Origin of the sequence: Streptomyces sp. B1I3 (assembly GCF_030816615.1) — a bacterium.
In the GTDB taxonomy this organism is placed as follows: domain Bacteria; phylum Actinomycetota; class Actinomycetes; order Streptomycetales; family Streptomycetaceae; genus Streptomyces.
The window spans coordinates 1276238-1296821 of record NZ_JAUSYD010000001.1 but is presented as its reverse complement, the minus strand read 5'-3'; the positions used below and the strand labels follow the sequence as shown (position 1 = coordinate 1296821).

The 20584-nt window shown below is 69.6% G+C and carries 20 protein-coding genes; 16 read left to right on the top strand and 4 right to left on the bottom strand.

What is annotated here, in order from left to right; all coding sequences use genetic code 11:
* Positions 1 to 25: 25 nt before the first annotated feature.
* The 4 genes from QFZ58_RS06145 to QFZ58_RS06130 all read right to left on the bottom strand — a co-directional run bounded on the left by QFZ58_RS06145 (position 26) and on the right by QFZ58_RS06130 (position 3465).
* Positions 26 to 1240 (bottom strand): acyl-CoA dehydrogenase family protein, encoded by a 1215-nt coding sequence (locus QFZ58_RS06145; protein WP_307123884.1) that lies wholly within the window; start codon positions 1238 to 1240, stop codon positions 26 to 28.
* Between the two features lie 4 nt (positions 1241 to 1244).
* Positions 1245 to 1718, bottom strand: a complete 474-nt coding sequence (locus tag QFZ58_RS06140; protein ID WP_307123883.1) for an SCP2 sterol-binding domain-containing protein — start codon at positions 1716 to 1718, stop codon at positions 1245 to 1247.
* A 71-nt stretch (positions 1719 to 1789) separates the two neighbouring features.
* Positions 1790 to 2053 (bottom strand): hypothetical protein, encoded by a 264-nt coding sequence (locus QFZ58_RS06135; RefSeq protein ID WP_307123882.1) that lies wholly within the window; start codon positions 2051 to 2053, stop codon positions 1790 to 1792.
* Between the two features lie 197 nt (positions 2054 to 2250).
* Positions 2251 to 3465, bottom strand: coding sequence for a helix-turn-helix domain-containing protein (locus QFZ58_RS06130; protein WP_307123881.1), 1215 nt, complete (start codon positions 3463 to 3465; stop codon positions 2251 to 2253).
* A gap of 684 nt (positions 3466 to 4149) precedes the next feature.
* Between QFZ58_RS06130 and QFZ58_RS06125 the strand changes: the two genes are divergently transcribed.
* The 16 genes from QFZ58_RS06125 to QFZ58_RS06050 all read left to right on the top strand — a co-directional run bounded on the left by QFZ58_RS06125 (position 4150) and on the right by QFZ58_RS06050 (position 20581).
* Positions 4150 to 5085 carry a hypothetical protein gene (locus QFZ58_RS06125; protein WP_307123880.1) on the top strand — a complete coding sequence of 312 codons (936 nt, stop codon included), beginning with the start codon at positions 4150 to 4152 and terminating at the stop codon, positions 5083 to 5085.
* Between the two features lie 303 nt (positions 5086 to 5388).
* A complete protein-coding gene (locus tag QFZ58_RS06120; protein ID WP_307123879.1) occupies positions 5389 to 6048 on the top strand; it encodes a hypothetical protein in 660 nt (219 codons plus the stop codon).
* Positions 6049 to 6365: 317 nt separating this feature from the next.
* Positions 6366 to 7865, top strand: coding sequence for a DUF6801 domain-containing protein (locus QFZ58_RS06115; RefSeq protein WP_307123878.1), 1500 nt, complete (start codon positions 6366 to 6368; stop codon positions 7863 to 7865).
* 699 nt (positions 7866 to 8564) lie between these two features.
* Positions 8565 to 9554 carry an ABC transporter ATP-binding protein gene (locus QFZ58_RS06110; RefSeq protein WP_307123877.1) on the top strand — a complete coding sequence of 330 codons (990 nt, stop codon included), beginning with the start codon at positions 8565 to 8567 and terminating at the stop codon, positions 9552 to 9554.
* Positions 9551 to 10405, top strand: a complete 855-nt coding sequence (locus QFZ58_RS06105) for an ABC transporter permease (RefSeq protein WP_307123876.1) — start codon at positions 9551 to 9553, stop codon at positions 10403 to 10405. The genes QFZ58_RS06110 and QFZ58_RS06105 overlap by 4 nt, the downstream gene beginning before the upstream one ends.
* A 3-nt stretch (positions 10406 to 10408) precedes the next feature.
* Complete coding sequence (locus QFZ58_RS06100; RefSeq protein WP_307123875.1) at positions 10409 to 11212, top strand: ABC transporter permease; 804 nt, start codon at positions 10409 to 10411, stop codon at positions 11210 to 11212.
* Positions 11212 to 12519 carry an MCE family protein gene (locus QFZ58_RS06095; RefSeq protein ID WP_307123874.1) on the top strand — a complete coding sequence of 436 codons (1308 nt, stop codon included), beginning with the start codon at positions 11212 to 11214 and terminating at the stop codon, positions 12517 to 12519. The genes QFZ58_RS06100 and QFZ58_RS06095 overlap by 1 nt, the downstream gene beginning before the upstream one ends.
* The gene (locus QFZ58_RS06090) at positions 12516 to 13547 is read left to right on the top strand and encodes an MCE family protein (RefSeq protein ID WP_307123873.1); all 1032 of its coding nucleotides are present in this window, start codon (positions 12516 to 12518) and stop codon (positions 13545 to 13547) included. Before QFZ58_RS06095 ends, QFZ58_RS06090 begins: the two co-directional genes overlap by 4 nt.
* Positions 13544 to 14560 carry an MCE family protein gene (locus QFZ58_RS06085; protein WP_307123872.1) on the top strand — a complete coding sequence of 339 codons (1017 nt, stop codon included), beginning with the start codon at positions 13544 to 13546 and terminating at the stop codon, positions 14558 to 14560. The genes QFZ58_RS06090 and QFZ58_RS06085 overlap by 4 nt, the downstream gene beginning before the upstream one ends.
* A 1-nt stretch (position 14561) precedes the next feature.
* The gene (locus QFZ58_RS06080) at positions 14562 to 15713 is read left to right on the top strand and encodes an MCE family protein (protein ID WP_307123871.1); all 1152 of its coding nucleotides are present in this window, start codon (positions 14562 to 14564) and stop codon (positions 15711 to 15713) included.
* Entirely contained in the window at positions 15710 to 16915 is a 1206-nt protein-coding gene (locus QFZ58_RS06075; RefSeq protein ID WP_307123870.1) for an MCE family protein, read from the top strand. Before QFZ58_RS06080 ends, QFZ58_RS06075 begins: the two co-directional genes overlap by 4 nt.
* Entirely contained in the window at positions 16912 to 18147 is a 1236-nt protein-coding gene (locus tag QFZ58_RS06070) for an MCE family protein (protein ID WP_307123869.1), read from the top strand. Before QFZ58_RS06075 ends, QFZ58_RS06070 begins: the two co-directional genes overlap by 4 nt.
* Positions 18144 to 18665, top strand: a complete 522-nt coding sequence (locus tag QFZ58_RS06065; protein ID WP_307123868.1) for a hypothetical protein — start codon at positions 18144 to 18146, stop codon at positions 18663 to 18665. The genes QFZ58_RS06070 and QFZ58_RS06065 overlap by 4 nt, the downstream gene beginning before the upstream one ends.
* Entirely contained in the window at positions 18662 to 19273 is a 612-nt protein-coding gene (locus QFZ58_RS06060; protein ID WP_307123867.1) for a hypothetical protein, read from the top strand. The genes QFZ58_RS06065 and QFZ58_RS06060 overlap by 4 nt, the downstream gene beginning before the upstream one ends.
* Positions 19274 to 19285: 12 nt before the next feature.
* Positions 19286 to 19816 carry a nuclear transport factor 2 family protein gene (locus tag QFZ58_RS06055; protein WP_307123866.1) on the top strand — a complete coding sequence of 177 codons (531 nt, stop codon included), beginning with the start codon at positions 19286 to 19288 and terminating at the stop codon, positions 19814 to 19816.
* Between the two features lie 36 nt (positions 19817 to 19852).
* Entirely contained in the window at positions 19853 to 20581 is a 729-nt protein-coding gene (locus QFZ58_RS06050) for a hypothetical protein (protein WP_307123865.1), read from the top strand.
* Positions 20582 to 20584 lie beyond the last annotated feature (3 nt).

Genomic DNA, 20584 nt, shown 5'->3' with positions numbered 1-20584 from the left:
GCCGCCGCACCGGCTCCTTGAGGCCTCAGCGGATGTGCCGTCCCGATATGGCCCGGGCGATGACGAGGCGCTGGATCTCGCTGGTGCCCTCGAAGATCGTGTAGATCTTGGCGTCGCGGTACATCCGCTCCACCGGGTGCTCCCTGCTGTACCCGGCGCCGCCGAGGATCTGGACGGCCTTCTCGGTCGCCGCCACGGCGAGTTCACCCGCGCGCAGCTTGGACATGGATCCCTGGCCCGCGTCGAAGGTCCGGTCGTTGCGGGCCATCCAGGCGGCCTGCCAGATCAGCAGACGCACCGCCTCGATCTCGGTGCGGATGTCGGCGAGCGCGAACGCGATCGACTGGTTCTCGATCACGGGCCGGCCGAAGGCCTCGCGCCGACCGGCGTACTCCAGTGCGTACTCGTACGCGGCCCGGGCGATGCCCAGCGCCTGGGCGCCCACGGTCGGGCGGCTGACCTCGAAGGTCGCCATGGCCGCCTGGCCCTTGGCGTTGCCGCCCTCGCGGGCGCGGGCGAGCCGGGCGTCCAGCTTCTCCTTGCCGCCCAGCAGACAGTGTCCGGGGACCCGTACGTCGTCGAGGAAGACGTCCGCCGTGTGCGAGGCCCGCAGGCCCAGCTTCTTGACGGTGCGGCCCGCGGCCAGTCCGCGCGTGCCGGGCGGCACGATGAACGCGGCCTGCCCGCGCACGCCGAGCGCGGGGTCGGCCGAGGCGACGACCACGTGGATCCCGGCGATCCCGCCGTTGGTGATCCAGGCCTTCTGGCCGGAGAGCACCCATTCGTCCTTGGCCTCGTCGTAACGGGCCCTGGTCGTCATGGCGGAGACGTCGGAGCCGGCCTGCGGTTCGGAGACGCAGAAGGCCGCGACCTTGGGGTCGTCCGCGTCGCCGTAACACTGCGGGACCCACTCGGCGAGCTGGTCGGGGGTGCCGGAGGCGAAGATGCCGGCGACCGCGAGCGAGGTGCCGAAGAGCGCCATGCCGATCCCCGCGTCGCCCCAGAAGAGCTCCTCGTTGGCGATCTGGAGGGAGAGCCCGCTGGGGTCGCCGTACATGTCGGCCAGCGACTCGAACCCGTAGAGGCCGATGCGGGCCGCCTCCTGGATGACGGGCCATGGAGTCTCCTCCCGGGCGTCCCATTCGGCCGCCGCCGGGCGGACGACCTGGGCGGCGAAGCCGTGCACCCAGTCGCGCAGATCCTGCTGCTCCTCGGTGAGGGCGAGGGAGAAGTAGCTCACGGGCTCAGGCCTTCGGGATGTCGAAGTAGCGGGTGAGTCCCGAGGCGAGGCCGACGTCACCGGCCACCTTCAGCTTGCGCATCATGAACATCGTCACCGGGTTGCCGTTGCCGGACACGAGCTTGAGGAACTCCGCGTCACCCATCACCAGGGTCGTGCGGGGCTCGGCCTCCGAGCGGCCCTCGGTCACCGTGCAGGTCCCGTCGGCTATGGAGGTCTCGTAGACCCGGTCGCTCTCACCCGTGATCCTCCAGCGGATCAGGGCCTTGAGAGGACCCGCCGCCTCGGGACGGAACTGCTGCCGCATCCGGCCGAAGACCTCGCTGAGGACCCGGGCGCGCAGGTCTCCGTGCATGACCTCGCCGAGCTGCCTGGCGGTCAGGCCCTTGACGATCCGCGCGAACTCCTGCGGGGAGACCGCGGCGAAGTCGAGCCCGGACAGTTCGTCGGTGAGGTTGCCGGAGGTGTCGTCGGGCACGGCAGAACTCCTTACTTCGAAGTAAGCTTACTTCTGAGTAAGGTAAGGGTGCCGTCCTGTCCGCGCAAGCCTCACCAAGGTCCGCCCGGACGCACCGCCAGACGGGGGTGATGGGCGGCCAGCACCTTGTTGGCCCGGGCGAGCTCGGACAGGGCCTGCTCGCGGTCGGCCTGGTCCTCGACGCAGAGCCGCGGGCCGCGGAACCTGCGCACCTCGCGGGCGGCGCAGTCGGCGTCGAACTCCGCCTCCAGGATGTGCGGCGGGATGCAGGACCCGATCAGCGCGGCGACCCGGTCCGGGATCGGCACGGGGACGAGGAGGTGCGAGGCGGTCATGGGGGGTTCCCTCTCGGATGGTTGGCCAGGAGGTGATGCTCCGCGATGGCCGGTGGGCCACCGCTCCTCCATGTGTACGGGACGCAGTTCCGGGTTTTTCGGCGAGAACGTCTCCGTGTCGCAACCGTTTGGGACTGACCGTCTATTTCGCGTTACTCGTCGGTAAGTTGATAACGGGGCCGAGCTGTGATGCGGCGTCAGCCAAGTGTGTGCGTGGTCCGGGCGCGCAGCCGCAGGGCGCGCAGGACGGCTTCGGTGGCGAACCGGGTCTCCGGGTCGGTCAGTTGCCCGCCGAAAATGGATTCCAGGCCTCGCATGCGGTAGCGGACCGTCTGGGGGTGGACGTCCAGCAGTTCGCCCATCTGGGCGGCGGTTCCCCGGGTGTCGAGCCAGATGCGCAGGGTCTCGAGCAGCCTCTCCCTGCGGGTGGCGCTGATACCGGAGACCGGCGCGAGTTCACGTTCGGCGAGCTGGTCGAGGAGGGCCGGGTCGCTGAGGAGCCACAGGGTGACGAGGTGGTCCTCGCAGCGGACGACGGGCAGGTCCTCGATGACGCCCGAGTCGATGAGCTCGACCACGCGGCGAGCCCAGCGGACCGAGTCGGAGGCGTCGGCGGTCGGCACGGTCAGCCCGATCACGGCCCGCGTGCCGGTCAGGACGCGGTCGAGCATCTCGCGCCGCGCCTCGTCCATGGGGCCCGGGATCAGGAGGTGCGGCTGCGGGTCGCCGAGGTCGACCAGGGCGTCGCGAGGGAGGTCGGCGGGGTCCACGCCTACGGGAGTGCGTACGGCGACCAGCGTGACGGTCTCCGGGAGCGTCCAGCCGGTCTGCTCGCACAGCTCCGTTATGGCGGTACGGGGCACGGGCCTGCCCGCCAGGATCAGGTGGAGCAGCCGGCGGCGCATGGACTCGCTCTGCTGGTCGGACTGTGCCTGCACCTCGAGGTAGCCCTCGCGCGACAGGGACTCCAGCTCGTCGACGTAGGCGAACAGGGCGTCGGCGAAGCTGAGCATCAGGGTCGGCGAGAAGTGGTAGCTCCGGCCCACCTTCTTCGCGCGCCGCAGCGCGATCCGCGCGCCCAGCCGGTAGGCGCCCTGGAGGGCGTCCATGGTGCGCCCCTCGTACGCCTCGAACCGCCCGAATCTTCGGCACATGTCGTCGCGTAACACGGTGGGGGTCGACGGCTCGGCCACCAGGTCGACGAACGAGGAAAGGCTCTGCTCGACGCCGAGCCGAATGGACTGGCCGTTGGGGCCGTTCAGCAGACGCGCGTACTCGGGATAAGCGCGCGTCACTTCCATACCTATCTCTTTGATCAGGCTCGGCAGTTCCGGCCGCATGATGGCGGCGAATTCCTGGGGGAGGGGCCCCAGTGGGTCGCCGGTGTCCAGCGGCTGTATGAGTCTCGGCATGACCGTCCCCTTGCTCTCCGGTGCCCGGTGTTGGTGAGGCAGTTGGGGGAAAGCGCTCCCACGGACCGACAGGTGTATACCAACATCGGCGCCGAAGATAGACCAAGTCGGGCGGAGTGCCCACCGGTCGGACGAGATCGAAGTGCAAGGGGCACACATCTTGCCCTCATTATGGGGCTTCTGTGCAGGTGGGGCGCGAATGCTCACTTCCGGACAATCTTTTCGGCCGCGCGCCCGGCCCTGGGCCTGGTGGTAACCCTCGGTAACGGTCACATGTGCGTCACCGGGTTCCGAGGCGGTCGCGCAGCCCTGTTGGCACATTCGGTCATCACGATCACGGGAAGGCCCCGCAGGGGCCTCCCCGTCCCGCGTTCATGCGCACCCCTTGATAAAACGACCCGCGCCGCTGCTCATATCCGGATCAAAAATCCCGGACCGAAAAGATCTTCTGGCGACGGGATTGTGTCGCTGTGTTTCCCGCGAGTAACATCACGGCTCGTCGAATTGGGACAGGAAATCCTCCCGAATTATGTGCTCGGAGATCCCGTGTTCGGCACCACTCACGATGCACCGCATACATCGAGCCGTCAGCGCATGCCATCCATCGCGCCGAGACGTGACGATGAGCCATTCAATTCCGTGCTTCGACGTCGCCTTTCCGGGCGTCAGTCAAGAGGGGACGACATGAGATCCGTTTCGAACAGGACACGTGTGGGGACGCTGGCGGCCGTCACCGCTCTCGGCGCGTTGTTCTCGACCGGTACGGCGACGGCGGCCACCCAGCTGAACGGTCACTGGGCACCACTCGACCGCTGTCCGGTGGACGCTCCCGCCATGCTCGCGGCGGACGGCGTCGACACCGTCGCGACGTGCATCTCCTCGGGTTCCACCAGCGGCTCCATCAAGCTGGGGAACACGGTCGTGACGACCGGCGACACAGATCTCCAACTCGGCGTGCTCCAGCGCAGCGACGGCACGACGAGCCTGGTCGCCCCAGCGGAAGGAGCGCTGGTCGCCGATTCCGCGGAGGTCCCCGGCGGTCTGCTCGGCCTGATGTGCCCGAGCGGCGTGCCGGTCGTCTCCGCCATCTGCAGGCAGATCACCAGCGTCGAACTCAACCGGATCACGGCGACCATCGAGCCGGCCGGCGCTCCCCGTGACTTCAACATGGCGGCGGCCTTCACCACCGACGTACCGATCCTCACCCTGCCGGTCCGCGTCCACCTGAAGAACCCGCTCCTCGGCGACAAGTGCTACATCGGCACGACGTCCAAGCCCGTCCTGCTCCAGCCGAAGAACGCGACGGCGCCCGAACTCTCGCTCCAGCGGTTCGCGGGCAACGGGGATCCGGACGAGGAGAACGGCGTCATGGGCCGGTACACCTTCGAAGAGGCCGACCAGGCCGACACCGCGTTCGCGGTGCCGGGCGCCAGCGGCTGCGGAGCCGGACTCCTGGACTGGGCCGTGAACCTCAAGACGGGCCTGCCCTCCGCCGCGGGCAAGAACAGCCTGACCCTCGACGACACGTCGACCTACTTCGCCAGCCCGTACGCGCCGGCGGCCCACGCGCCGGACGAGGGCAAGGCCCTGTCGGGTTTCTGGCACTCCGCCGCCGAGTGACGACCGGCCCGGCGGCCGACATGAACTCCGCGTCCGGTGATCCGTTGTTCCCCCGGGGACGGCAGTGAACGACGTGGCTGCGGTACGGCATTTCACAGCACCGATTCGACATGCGGTTCGGTGCGGTGAATTGACGGCAATGAGCACGTGAGTTCCACGACGGATCAGCGCCACCTCCCATCGGCAAGGCGAAATCCGACCCTGACGAGCGGACCGCCTGATCCAGGTATCCGTACCGGTCCGGCGGTGTCGCACGTGGATATCGACCGGCCGGTCACATCCCCAACGGAAGAGGAGAAACACATGTTCAACAAGGCGCGCATTCTCACAGCGGCCGGTGCCGCCGCTGCCGCGGTCGCCCTGGCCGCGCCGTCCGCCGTCGCCGGCCCCACCGCCGCCTGGACCGTCACCCCGACCGGCAACTTCAGCGGCACCGCCGGCGTGACGACGCTGACGGACAACATCGGCAACGCGATCAAGTGCACGACCGCGTCCGCCTCCGGCAACGCGCCCACCTCACCCACCGCCGGGCCGCAGCTCGCCTCGATCACCGCGGCGGCTTTCAACGCCCCGTGCACCGGCCCGTTCAGCAGCACCTGGACGATCACCACCACCATGCCCTGGAAGCTGAACGGAACCTCGTACGCGGCGGGAGGAACCAACGGGACGGGAGTCACCACGGGCAACATCAGCACCATCGGTGCCACGGTCACCGGCACCAGCGTGCTGGGCGCCTGCACCTTCAAGGTGGCCGGATCGGTGAACGCGAAATACAACAACCCGTCCACCGGCGGAGCCAACGGCACGCTCGACGTGGCCCCCGCCGCGACCAGCCCGCTGCTGCTCACCATCAGCAGCAAGGTCGGCCCCGGCTGCGGCATCGTCGGGTCGACTGCGACGTTCAAGGGTGTCTACACGATCAAGCACACCTCCGGCGTCTCCCCGGTCATCAAGTACAGCTGACCCGGGGGCGGATCGACGGAACGGTCCTGGCGGACGGCCCGGTCGCCCTCGGGCGGCCGGGCCGTCCGTCCCCCGTCGTCACTCGTCGACTGACAGTTTTCCGCAGGGTGGTTGTCACCGATTGCCAACACTCACGGATCCAGGAGGCGGGCGGTGGGGCGGCACGCGTCGCTCGCTTCACAAGGGGTGGGGCCGCGCGTACCGTACCGCCGAGTAGACCGATCGGCGCATCCCGGGGAGCGGTCGGTCCTGTCTCTGCCCGACGCCGGGTCCCGAAGGTCGTGAACACATGGCCGCGTCCCGAAGGGTATGAACTCATGGCAGCCCGAGTGCGTCGGACGACGCGTCACTCATCGAGATTCGCCGCAGGCAGCATCCTGATCGCTGCCGCGACCTTCCTGCCCGGTGCCGAATCGGCGGCCGACGCACCAGGACTGGAGGTTCCGGTCGACTACACCTGCCGGTTCCCCTCCGGATCCCATGCGATGACGGCCGTGATCACGGGAAGCATTCCGGCCGACGGGACGGCGGGCCGGCCAGTGGAACCGCGGGACATCGCCCTCGCCCTGGAGCTGCCCGCACCTGCCGTGGCGGAGCTGGCCGGTCTCGGTGCCGGCTCGGTCTCCGCCCGGGCGGACCTCACGGTGGTGCACACGCTGGGCGACGAGACCGCCACGGCGAACTGGTCCGGCCTCTCCGCGTCCGCGCAGGGCATCACCGGCCAGGAGCAGGTGACACTCCATGCGGAGGGTTCCGTTCCCACGGCCACGTTCGGATCGGCGGGGACGGCCACCCTGTCGGCCTCGGACCTGACGCTCTTTCTGAGTCCTCTCCAGGAGGACGGGTCCCCGACGGAGCCGGCCGCGATCGAGGTCGAATGCGGGCTCACGGACGGATCCGACGGCACGCTGGCCACCGTCGTCGTCGCCGAGGCCGAGGGGGAGGGGGAGGGGGAGGGGGCTGAGGCCGAGCCGGAAAAGCCCGTGGAGAACGGCGGAACCGCAGAGCCGGAGGAGGCCGCCCCCGGGGCTCCACGGATCGAGGGGAGACTCCCCGCCGGCGCGAGGGAGAAGCTGGAGGCGGCGCGACAGGACGTGGAGGCACTCGCGGACGGCCCCGATCCGTGCCCGTTCCCCCCGATCCCGCTCCCCACCCCCGCCGACACCTACGTGGCCGGATACACCAACGTCGAGAAGATGGACGGGGCGGCCCTGCTGGGGCCCGCGCACCTGAACGTCACCCTGATGAAGGAATACATCCCGGACCCGTGCACCAGCACGTTCAAGGTGCTGAGCGAGGCGGAATTCGAGTACGGGGGACGCCGTCAGCTCCCCCCGGCCCAGGGCACCTTCCTCACCTACGGGTTCATGCCCACCACGGCGACGATGGAGCTGATCCAGGTCGGCGGGCCGGCGCAGATCGAGTCGGTCAGCGTGACCAGCGACCCGGCCATGCCGGAGTACACGACGGTCACGGCCGAGTTCGACCTGCGGATCCGTGACGTCGAGGTCAACGGAGTCCCCCTCGACGTAGGGGCCGGCTGCCACACGGTGAAACCGATCAAGCAGACCCTGCACGCGTTCGGCACCGGCAATCCACCCTCGGGATACACCGTCAACCGTGGCGGGTCCATGGACGGAGAGACCTACATACCGGCGTTCACGGGCTGCGGCGCCGACGAGGACGTGTCCTCCCTGCTCACCTCCTCGATCTCGGGCGGCGGGAACTACATAAAGATCACCCAGGCGCCGCTCTGCGTCCTCAACGACACCGCCAGTGTGGACTGCCCGGCGAAGAAGCCCACGCCTGAGCGCTGAGACGGCCGCACACCGGCCGGCGGGCCCATTCCTCACGGGAAGGGCGCCGCCGGCCATTTTCTTTCTTCCCGCGCCCCGGCACCCATGGTGCTGAACCTCTTCTCGCACGATGACAAACCCTGCCCTTCCGTCGGCGGGCCAAGTGGCCGTGATTGCTCACCCACGGACAATCGCCGTACCGCGCATGCTCACCGGTGAACAAATATCGGTAGCAGGTCGGGTGTCCTTCCGGAATTCTTTGTGTGCGGTATTGCGCAGCCAGGTTACTCACCCGTAGCGTCCCGGTTGAGCAGATCGGAAACGCGTCCTCATCTGCTCGTTCGACGTACGTGGAGTCCTGGTCGCGCCCCCTTGCCACCAGGGTTCACCGGGAGGCGCTCCGGTCCAGAACCCTCCAACCGGGGTGGAGCCCTCCCATTGCCGGGGCCCCGCGGCTCCGCCCTCCTGGGCTGCGGGACCCCGGTGCACACGGAGTGCTTGCGCAGATTCCGACAACGCCGCGGAACGGATTTGTCATTCGGTGACAAGTGATCCGCCCAAAGATCGAAGTCCGACGATTGCCGCTGTTCAACGGCTTGTCCTGGCGGTTTCGGCGGACATAGCGTGCGCCTCCCGGTGCGCGCGTGACGAGTTGCCCATGGATTCACCGGAGCCGGAGCGCCGACAGATGACGTCTTTCACCCTTTCGAAGGAGGGCCGATGGGAATCGAAGTAGTCGTCGAAGGCCTCACCAAGTCCTTCGGCAAGCAGAACATCTGGCAGGACGTGACCCTCACACTGCCGGCCGGTGAGGTGAGTGTCATGCTCGGTCCTTCCGGCACCGGAAAGACCGTGTTCCTGAAATCCATCATCGGACTCCTGAAGCCGGAAAAGGGACGCGTCCTCATCAACGGCGTCGACATGGTCAACAGCCCCGAGCGGGAGATCATGGAGACCCGCAAGCTTTTCGGGCTCATGTTCCAGGACGGTGCCCTCTTCGGCTCGATGTCCCTCTTCGACAACATCGCCTTCCCTCTGCGTGAACACACCCGCAAGAAGGAATCCGAGATCCGGCGCATCGTCATGGAACGCATCGACATCGTCGGTCTCCTCGGCGCCGAGGAGAAACTGCCCGGTGAGATATCCGGCGGTATGCGCAAGCGGGCCGGCCTCGCCCGCGCCCTCGTCCTGGACCCGCAGATCATCCTCTGCGACGAGCCGGACTCCGGACTCGACCCGGTCCGCACCGCCTATCTCTCGCAGCTGCTCATCGACCTCAACGCGCAGATCGACGCGACGATGCTCATCGTCACCCACAACCTCGACATCGCGGCCACCGTCCCCGACAACATGGGCATGCTGTTCTGCCGCAATCTCGTCACCTTCGGGCCACGCGAGGTACTGCTCACCAGCGACACCCCCGTCGTGGCTCAGTTCCTCTCGGGGCGCCGCGAAGGGCCCATCGGCATGTCGGAGGAGAAGGACGCGGCCACCCTGGCGGCCGAGCGGACGAGCGGCAACGGCTACGGCCTCACCCCCGGCCCCCGGACCGTCGTACCGCAGCTGGAGCCCTCACCCGGGCTGCCCGTCCGGCAGGGCGCACTGCGCCGCCGGGAGCGGGTCCTGTCCATGATGGGCCAGCTGCCGGAGGCCGCCCGGACGGCCATCATGCACAGCTACACGCCGACCCTGGGCGGTGGGCGCCTGTGACGGCCCCCCTGCCGGTGCGGCCGCCCGGGCCTCCCGCACCTCAGCCACCGCCCGCAGGGCGGGTGCCCGGGAGGAGACCGCCGTCACCGCTCCTGGCCCCGCTGCGGCAGACCGGTCAGCTGTTCGCCCTGGCCCTGGCCGTCGCCCGGGCCGTCTTCCGCCGGCCGTTCCAGGTACGGGAGTTCGTCGAGCAGTTCTGGTTCGTCGCCAGCGTCACCATCCTGCCCGCCGCCCTGGTCTCGATCCCGTTCGGTGCGGTCATCGCCCTGCAGGTCGGCTCCCTCACCGAGCAGCTCGGCGCCCAGTCCTTCACCGGCGGCGCCAGCGTCCTCGCCGTCATCCAGCAGGCCAGCCCGCTCATCGTGGCGCTGCTGATCGCCGGTGCGGCCGGCTCCGCCATCTGCGCCGACCTCGGCTCGCGGAAGATCCGCGAGGAGCTCGACGCGATGGAGGTCATGGGAGTCTCGCCCATCCAGCGTCTGGTCGTCCCGCGCGCGCTGGCCACCATGTTCGTCGCGGTCCTGCTCAACGGACTGGTCTCCGTCGTCGGCACGATGGGCGGTTACTTCTTCAACGTGATCATGCAGGACGGGACCCCCGGCGCCTACCTCGCCAGCTTCTCCGCCCTCGCCCAGCTGCCCGACCTGTACGTCGGCGAACTCAAGGCACTCGTCTTCGGCTTCATCGCCGGCATCGTCGCCGCCTACCGGGGGCTGAACCCCCGCGGCGGCCCGAAGGGCGTCGGCGACGCGGTCAACCAGTCCGTCGTCATCACCTTCATGCTGCTGTTCGCCGTCAACATGGTCCTCACGGCGATCTACCTGCAGATCGTCCCCCCGAAGGGGGGCTGAGCGATGTCGATGCTCGGCTGGCTGGACCGCTCCGGAGAACAGCTCACCTTCTACGTACGTGCGCTGATCTGGATTCCCAGGACCCTGCGCCGCTACCTGAAAGAGGTGCAACGGCTGCTCGCCGAAGTCGCCTTCGGCAGCGGCGGCCTCGGAGTCGTCGGCGGGACCATCGGCGTGATGATCGCGATGACGCTCGCCACCGGCTCGGTCGTCGGCCTCCAGGGATACGCCGCCCTCGACCAGATCGGCACCTCCGCCTTCACCGGCTTCATCTCCGCCTACTTCAACACCCGCGAGATCGCCCCGCTCGTCGCCGGGCTCGCCCTCTCCGCGACCGTCGGCGCCGGTTTCACCGCCCAGCTCGGCGCGATGCGGATCAACGAGGAGGTCGACGCGCTCGAAGCGATGGGCGTGCGGTCCATGCCCTACCTGGTCACCACCCGCATCATCGCCGGGGTCGTCGCGATCATCCCGCTGTACGCGATCGGGCTGCTCTCCTCCTACGTCGCCTCCCGGTACATCACCGTCCTGTTCAACGGGCAGTCCGCGGGCACCTACGACCACTACTTCAATCTCTTCCTCTCCCCGGACGACGTGCTGCTGTCGGTCCTCAAGGTGCTGATCTTCAGCGTGCTGGTGATCCTCGCCCACTGCTACTACGGCTTCCACGCCACCGGCGGCCCCGCCGGAGTGGGCGTGGCCGTGGGCCGGTCGGTGCGCAACGCCATCGTGCTCATCAGCGTCACCGACTTCTTCCTCTCACTCGCCATCTGGGGCGCGACGACCACGGTGAAGGTGGCGGGCTGATGCATTCCTCGATGGCGCAGACGGTGCGCCGCAGACTCGCCGGCGTGGCCTTCGTGCTCGTGCCCGCCGTGCTCGTGTGGGGTTCGGTCTCGGTGTACCGGAAGGACTTCACCGAGGACGCCACCGTGACGGTACGCACCGGGAGCGTCGGGAACGAGATGCACGACAACGCCGATGTGAAGCTGCGCGGTGTCGTGATCGGGCAGGTGCGTGACATCCGGACCGACGGTGAAGGGGCCCGCCTCACCCTCGCCATCGAACCGGACCGGCTGGGGCAGATCCCCGCCGACGTCACCGCGCAGATGCTGCCCACCACCCTCTTCGGGGAGCGCTTCGTCGCCCTCGTCCCGCCGGCCGTCCCCTCCGCACGGACGCTGCGGGCGGGTGCGGTGATCCCGCAGGACCGCTCCAGCAACGCGATCGAGCTGGAGGAGGTCCTCGACAACGTCCTGCCGATGCTGACCGCCGTCAAGCCGGAGAAGCTCGCCGCCACCCTGAGCGCCGTCTCCCAGGCGCTCGAGGGCCGCGGCGGCAAGCTCGGCGACACCCTGGTCACCCTCGACGCCCACCTCAAGAAGTTCAACCCCCAACTCCCCACGCTCAACGCGGACATCAAGGAACTCGTCAAGGTGAGCCATCTCTACGCGGACGCGGCCCCCGACGTCCTCGACGCGCTCACGGACTTCACCACCACCAGCGGAACGATCGCCGAGCAGCAGGCGGAGCTCGCCGACCTGTACGGGGCCACCACGGCGTCGGCCCAGGACGTCACCTCCTTCCTGCGCAAGAACAAGGACAACCTCATCCGCCTCTCCGCCTCGGGCCGGCCGACGCTGGAACTCCTCGCGGAGTACTCCGGCGCCTTCCCCTGCACCCTGCGCACCATGGCCGGATTCGTCCCCGCCATGGACAAGGCACTCGGCAAGGGCACCGACGAGCCCGGCCTCCACGTCACCGTCAAGGCCGTGGAATCGAAGGGCAAGTACGTCGCCGGCAAGGACACCCCGGTCTACGACGCGACCGGCGGGCCGCACTGCTACTCGGTGCCGTACATCGGCAGGGCGGCACCCACCGCCGGCGCCCGCACCGCCGGCGCCACGGACAGCGGCCCCGCCCAGGACGGGAAGGCACCGGACCGGTCCGCCGCCCCCGACGGGGGACTGGGCATGCCCAACTCCCCGCAGGAGAGCGAGCTCGTCAACGAACTCGTCGCCCCCTCACTGAAAGTGCGGCCGCAGACCCTGCCCGACTGGAGCAGCGTGCTCATCGGTCCGGCCTTCCGCGGTGCGGAGGTGAAGCTCAAGTGAAGCGCCGCTCCCTCGCGGGACCGCTCGCGAAATCCCTCGTCTTCGTCGTCGTGACGGCCCTGGCCACCACCGTCCTGGCCCTGTCCATCGCCGACACGGGCGTCGGTGACACCACCGAGTACAAGGCCAGGTTCACCGACGCCACCGGACTCGTCGTCGGCGACAGCGTCCGCATCGCAGGCGTCAAGGTCGGGCAGGTCGAGTCCATCGAGGTCGCCGACCGGCGGCTGGCCGAGGTCGGCTTCGCCGTGCGCAAGGGCCGCAGGCTGCCCGCCTCGGTGACCGCGTCGATCAAGTACCTCAACATGGTCGGCCAGCGCTACGTCGACCTCGACCAGGGCGCCGGGCCCGTCGGCGCGAGCTTCCGGCCCGGAGCGACCATCCCGCTCTCACGGACCACGCCCGCACTCGACCTCACCCAGCTGTTCAACGGCTTCAAGCCCCTCTTCGAAGGACTCTCCCCGCCGGACGTCAACCAGCTCGCCGGCTCGATCGTGCAGGTCCTCCAGGGCGAGGGCGGCACCGTGGACAGCATCCTGTCCCACGTCGGATCGCTGACCGGCACCGTCGCGGCCAAGGACGAGGTGATCGGTGAGGTGATCACGAACCTCAACACGGTCCTGAAGACCGTCAACGACCGGGAGGCCGGGTTCGACGACCTCGTCGACACCCTTCAGAAGCTCGTCACGGGCTTCTCCGGGGACCGCAAGCCGCTCGGCGAGGCCGTCACCGCGATGGGCGCGCTCACCACGGTCACCGCCGGCCTCCTCCAGGACGGGCGGGAGCCCCTCAAGGAGGACATCGCACAGCTCGGGCGCCTGAGCGAAGGACTCGACAGGAACGCGCCGAAGATCGAGAGCTTCCTGGAGAAGACCCCGGCCAAGATGGCGGCCATCACCCGCCTGGCCTCGTACGGATCGTGGCTCAACCTCTACCTCTGCGAAGCGAAGGTCAGCGGTGTGACGACCGACGACGGCAGCGCCCCGCCCACCGGCATCACGATCAGCCAACCGAGGTGCCAGGCATGAGGATCAAGCCCGTCCGGGAACGCAACCCCGTAGCCGTCGGCATCGCCGGACTCCTCGTCCTGGCCCTCGTCGGACTGGCCGCCTACCGGGCCGACGCGCTGCCCTTCATCGGCGGCGGCACCACCTACAGTGCCGACTTCACCGAATCCGCCGGACTGGACTCCGGTGACGAGGTACGGATCGCGGGAGTGAAGGTCGGCGAGGTCACCGGCGTCTCGCTCGACGGCGCCGAGGTGAAGGTCGACTTCACGGTGAAGGACGCCTGGATCGGCAACGCCTCCACCGTCGGCATCGCCATCAAGACCCTCCTGGGCGAGAAGTACCTCGCCGTCGACCCGCTCGGCGACGCACCCCAGGACCCGGGGTCCCGCATCGGCGCGAGCCGCACCACCTCCCCGTACGACGTCACCCAGGCGTTCAACGGACTCGGCGAGACCATCGAGGAGATCGACACCGCCCAGCTCGCCCAGAGCTTCCGGACCATCTCCGACACGTTCAAGGACTCGCCGCCCGACGTACGGAGCGCCGCGAAAGGGCTCTCCGCCCTGTCCAGGACGGTCTCCGAGCGGGACGCACAGCTGGCCACCCTCCTCAAGGGCAGCAAGCGGCTCACCAAGACCCTCGCCACCAGGAAGAGCAGCTTCGAGACCCTGCTGGAGGACGGCAACCTGCTCCTCGGCGAGATCCAGGCCCGCCGCGACTCCATCCACCTCCTGCTCACCGGGACACGGAACCTCGGCACCCAGCTCACCGGACTCGTCACGGACAACAACGCACAGCTGCGGCCCACCCTCGACGCGCTGGGCCGGGTCACCACCGTGCTCGTGAAGAACCGCAAGAGCCTCGACAAGGTGCTCTCGCTGGCCGGTTCCTACAACCGGCTCGTCGGCAACACCCTCGGCAACGGCCGCTGGTTCGACAACTACGTCTGCGGAGTCGTCCCCAAGAACTACCTGCCCGCCGGCACGCTCCCGGAGAACGACTGCATGCCGCCGAAGCAGGGGGGCCGCTGACATGAGACGCACACGCATCATCGGCATCGGGGCCGGGCTGGCCGTCGTGGCGGCAGCCGCGGCCTCCGGGGTGACGGCCATGGACCAGGAGGGCACGACGGCCGTCACCGCCTACTTCGACCGGGCCACCGGCGTGTACGCCGGGTCGGACCTGCGGATCCTCGGCGTCAAGGTGGGCACCGTCGAGTCCGTGGAACCGCGGGGCGAGGAGGTCAGGGTCAGCCTGCGGCTCGACGAGGGCGTCGAGGTCCCCGCGGACGCACACGCCGTCGTCGTCGCTCCCAGCCTCGTCGCCGACCGGTACGTCCAGCTCGCACCGGCCTACTCCGGCGGAGCGCGACTCGAGGACCACGCGGTCCTGCCCGCCGCGCACAACGCCACGCCCATCGAGGTCGACCAGCTCTACGAGTCGATCACGGAACTCTCCACGGCACTGGGCCCGGACGGCGCCAACACCGACGGAGCACTCTCGGAACTCCTGGACACCGGGGCGAAGAACCTCGACGGCAACGGGAAGGCCATCGGGGACTCCGTCGAGCAGTTCGGCAAGGCGACGAAGACGCTCGACAAGAGCAGCGGCAACCTCTTCGACACGCTGTCCTACCTGCAGACCTTCACCACCATGCTGAAGGACAACGACGGCGAGGTGCGGGCGGCCGAGCAGCAGCTCAATACCGTCACCGGGTTCCTCGCCGACGACAAGGAGAACCTCGGCGCGGCGCTGAAGGAGCTGGGCACCGCACTCGGCCAGGTGAAGGGCTTCATCCAGAAGAACCGTGGCGCCCTCAAGGAGAACGTGGACCTCCTGGTGCCACTGACCCAGACCCTGGTCGACCAGCGCGCCTCGCTCGCCGAATCCCTCGACACACTGCCCCTCACGGCAGGCAATGTACTCAACGCCTACAACCCGGCCAACCGGACCCTGGACGGACGCACCGACCTCAACGAGCTGTCCATGGGCGGCCCCCTCGTCGAGCCGGACACCTCATCCGGCGCCGACGGACTGGAAGGGCTGGCCCCGGTGGACGCCGACCGGCAGAAGTCGCTGCCCGTGCTGCCGCTGCCGGCCGTCGGCACCGTCTTCGGCACCCCGGCGGACAGCGGGACGGCGAGGAAGACCGGGACGGGCGAGAAGAAGGAGAAGAACGGATGAGCCGCGCCCTGCGCAGACCCGGAGCCCGCGCGGCCACGGGCACGGCCGCCCTCGTCGCGCTCGGGGTCGGCGTCGCGCTCGTCGTCACCACCGTCGACATGCCGTCCTTCACCGGCATCCAACAGGTGCCACTGCCCGGCGGAGCCGACCTCGGTGACCACCCGTACGAGATAACGGCCGAGTTCGGGGACGTCCTGAGCCTCGCCCCGCAGTCCTCCGTCAAGGTCAACGACGTGGCCGTGGGGCGGGTCACCAAGATCTCCCTCACCCCGGGCGGCTGGACCGCCAGGGTCACCATGCGCGTCAACGGGGACATCGAGATGCCCGCCAACGCCTACGCCCACCTCGAACAGTCCAGCCTCCTCGGCGAGAAGTTCGTCCAGCTCTCACCGCCCGCGGACGGCACGGCCAGGGGCTCGTTGTCCGACGGAGACCGGATCCCCCTGGTCCGCACCAACCGCAACCCCGAGGTCGAAGAGGTCTTCGGCGCCCTGTCCATGCTCCTCAACGGCGGCGGCGTGGCCCAGCTGAAGACCATCACCACCGAACTCAACAAGGCACTGGCCGGACAGGAACCGCAGGTCCGCTCCATGCTGAGCCGCGTCGACACGCTCGTCACCGACCTGGACGGCCACAAGGAGGACATCACCCAGGCCCTCGACGGCGTCAACCGGCTGGCCGCCACCCTCGCCACGCGCAAGCAGGACGTCGGCACGGTCCTCACCGGCCTCAGCCCCGGCCTCGAGGTCCTGGAGAAACAGCGCGGCTCCCTGCTCACCATGTTGCGCTCGCTCGACACGCTCTCCACCGTCGCCGTCGACACCGTCAACAGGAGCAAGGCCGACATGATCGCCGATCTCCGGGCCATAGCCCCCACCCTCACCGCACTCGCGGACTCCGGCAACGACCTCCCGGACTCCCTGCAGGTGCTGCTCACCTACCCGTTCACCGACGAGGTGCTCCGCGGTGTGAAGGGGGACTACCTCAACGTGTACCTCGACGTGACGTCCATGCCCGGCACGCAGATCATCCCCGCCCTCACCCCCGGCGATCCCACGCCCACCTACCCCGGTGCCCAGCAGAGGTCCGGGACCGCCCTGCCTCTGCCGCTCCCGTCGCTCACCACCCCGGACACACGGACGGACCCGCCTTCGGACGCACCGTCCGGCGGACCGGCCGACACGGAGGGCACCAGCCGATGATCACTCCCGCCGTCCGGATCAAGAACGTCGCCTTCCTCGTCATCGCGGTGCTCGTCCTCGGTTACCTCGGTGTGCGGTACGCCGACCTCGGCCACTACGTCGGCCTGCGCAGCTACTACACCGTGACAGTGCAACTCCCGCAGACGGGGGGGCTGTTCACGCACTCCGACGTCACGTACCGGGGGGTCTCCGTCGGGAGGGTCGGCCCGATCGAGCTCACCGACGACGGCGTCGAGGCCGAACTGCGCATCGAGAACGACGCGCCGCGCATCCCCGACAGCCTGCGGGCCGTCGTCGCCAACCTCTCCGCCGTCGGCGAACAGTACGTCGACCTGCGGCCCACCCGCTCCGACGGGCCCTTCCTGGAGAACGGGTCGGTCATCGACCAGGCGGACACCACCATCCCCGCCCCCGTCACCGACGTCCTCACCGGTGTCAACGACCTGACGGCCTCCGTCGACGCCGAGGCCCTGCGCACCGTCGTCGACGAGTTCGGGGCGGCGTTCGACGGGCGCGGCGACGACCTCCAGGTCCTGCTCGACACCGGCAGCGAGTTCGTCGAGGCCGCCGACGAGGCGCTGCCGACCACCACGAAGCTCATGGCGGACGGCGAGACGGTCCTGCGCACCCAGGCCGAGCAGGGCGAAGCGCTCAAGGGCTTCGCCTCGGGCGCCGAGGAACTCGCCGCCCGACTCAAGGGATCCGACACCGACCTGCGCAGACTGATCGCCGCCGCCCCGGGCGCCACGGAACAGGTCAGCGGACTGCTGCGCGATCTCGACCCGGCCTTCGGGGTCGTGGTCGCCAACCTCCTCACCACCTCCGAGGTCGCCGTCACCCGGCAACGCGGTCTGGAGGAACTGCTGGTGAAGGTGCCCGCGGTCGCGGCCGCCGGCGCGAGCATCATCGACGAGGACGGCAAAGCCCGGTTCGGGATGTCCGTCACCTTCTTCGAGCCGCTGCCCTGCACCTCGGGATACGGCTCCACCACCTACCGCCCGGGCACCGACCTCTCGCCCGCCCCCGCCGTCAACACCAAGGCCCGGTGCGCCTCGCCGCCCGGTACGGGCATCAACGTCCGCGGCAGTGCGAACGCCCCGAAGGGTGGCCCCGTTCCCGAACCCGCGACGCCGGGATCGACGCTCCTCGGCAGTCCGGGCACCACCACCGGCGACACCCCGGACACGGCCGACGGCATGGCCGGCCTGCTGGGCCTCGGAGGCGGCGCATGAACGCCCGTACGAAGGCGCTGAGCGGCTGGGCCGTCCTGATCACCGCCGCACTGGTCTGCGCGCTCGGCGGCTGGTCGTACGCGCAGGCCCGCGGCGACGGCACCCTGTCGTACGCCAAGGCCCGGGACGCCGCCCTCGCGGACGGCAGACGCCACCTGGCCCGGCTGAACACCATGGACGGAAAGGACGCCGGCAGTGTCACGGCGGGACTCACCGCCTGGCTCGGCTCCTCGACCGGAGCACTGCACGACCGGCTGGAGAGCACCCGGAAGCAGGACGAGGTCGCGCTCACCGGGTCGGGGGCCACGGCACGCGGCACGGTCACCGACGCGGCACTGACCGCACTCGACGAGCGGGCCGGCACGGCGGCACTCATCGCGACCGTCGACGTCGAGGTCACCGAACGCGGCGGCAGGGCGGGCACGGAGCGCAGACGCTTCGAGGCGACCCTCGCCCGCACCGGTGACGGCTGGAAGGTCAAGGCACTCGACGCGATCCCGGTCGGGGGCGGCGCATGAAAGAGACCCGGGGGACGACCATGGTGGACACCGGGACCGGCACCGGGGCGGAGGCCGTCACCACGGACCGGGCAACGGCCCAGGAGCCGGAAGCCACCGGTCTCGGGCACCGGCACCGGCTCACCGTCCTCGCGGCGCTGCTGGCCGTCGTCCTCCTGGCCGCGGGAGGCGTCCTCTTCTCCGAGGGGCAGCGGCTCCGCGACACCCCCGCCACCTCCAACCGCGCGCTGACCGACACCGAGGCGACCACCAGGGTCACCGGCGACGTCAGCAGCGCCCTGGCCAAGGTCTTCTCGTACAGCCCACAGGCCACCGCCGCCACCAAGGAGGCGGCGAAGCGCCTCCTCGCGGGCAGGGCGCTCCAGCAGTACGCCGCACTGTTCGGCCAGGTCGAGAAGCAGGCCGCCGACCAGAGGCTCACCCTCACCAGCCAGGTTTTACGCGCCGGAGTGACCCGGCTCGGCGGTGACAGCGCCCACCTTCTCGTCTTCCTCGACCAGGTGTACGAGCGCCAGGGAAAGCCCGCCACCACGGCGGCGGCCCAGCTGTCCGTGACCGCACGACTGCGTGACGGCCACTGGAAAATCGTCGAGATCACCTCCAGGTAGGGAGAGGCACCGATGGCACGGGAACGGACGACGAGGAACCCACTGGTGGTGGTGGCGATCGTGCTCACCGTCGTGGCGGCCGGCGCCGCGGGCTGGGGCGGCTGGTCCCGCTACGACGCCGCGCACGACGACTCGGCGGCCTACGCGCAGGCGCGCGACGACGCGCTGGCCGCGGGGGAGCAGGCCGTGCAGAACATGAACACGCTCGACCACGCACAGCTGGAGGAGGGGCTCGACAGCTGGGAGGACTCGACCACCGGCGACCTGCACTCCCAACTCGTCGACGGACGGGGCGCGTTCGTCAAGCAGATCGAGGCGGCGAAGACCGTCAGCACCGCCGAGGTCCTGTCGGGAGCGGTGACCGAGCTGGACGACCGGGCCGGGAAGGCCGGGGTGATGGTGGCCCTGCGGGTCACGGTGACCGCGCCGGCGGGCAAGCCCGCCGTGAAGGAGAGCCGGATGCTCGGGCAACTGACCCGCACCTCCGCGGGGTGGAAACTCAGCGCCCTCGGCCAGGCGCCCGTCGGCAACACCGCCGGCTGACCCGCCACCGCCACCGCCTCCGAGAGGACCACTGACATGCCGACGACCCGACACCTCGTGAACCGCCGCCGCCGGCTGGCCGTCGCCGCCGCGACGGCCGCCCCGCAGCGGGAGGCCGCCGCGCCCGGACCCGCACCCCGGAAGGGCGTGGTGACGGCCACGGACTCACCGGGGGCTCAGGCCGCCGAGGAACCCACGGCACCCACCGGCGCCGACGAGCCCTCCGAACCTCCGCGCAGGCGCCTGCCCCGCCTGCGCATCCGGCTGCCCGCCGTCCTCTGCGCCGCCACGGTGCTCCTCGGCGCCTTCTCCGCCTGGGCGTTCACCTCGGCCGCGACGCTGCGGGACGACCCCACCCGGCAGAACACCGCCCTCACCGACATCGGCCGGACCAGCGAGGTCAAGGGCCGGATCACCGAGGCGGTCGCGGCGGTGTTCTCCTACGACTACGCCTCGCCCGGGAAGTCGGACCTGGCCGCGCAGAAGTACCTGACGGGCAAGGCGGTCCAGCAGCACAAGGACATGCTGGCCGAGGTACGCGCGCAGGCGCCGAAGCAGAAACTCGTGCTCACCACGACCGTCACCGGGGCCGGGGTCGAACTGCTCGACGGTGACCGCGCCCGGCTGCTCGTCTTCGCCGACCAGAGCAACACCCGGACCGGCAAGCAGGAGGAGACGACGTACGCGGCGGCCATGTTCGCCGTGGACGTCGTCCACCGCGACGGCAACTGGCGGATCTCCGCCATCGACACGTTCACCAGGTGATCC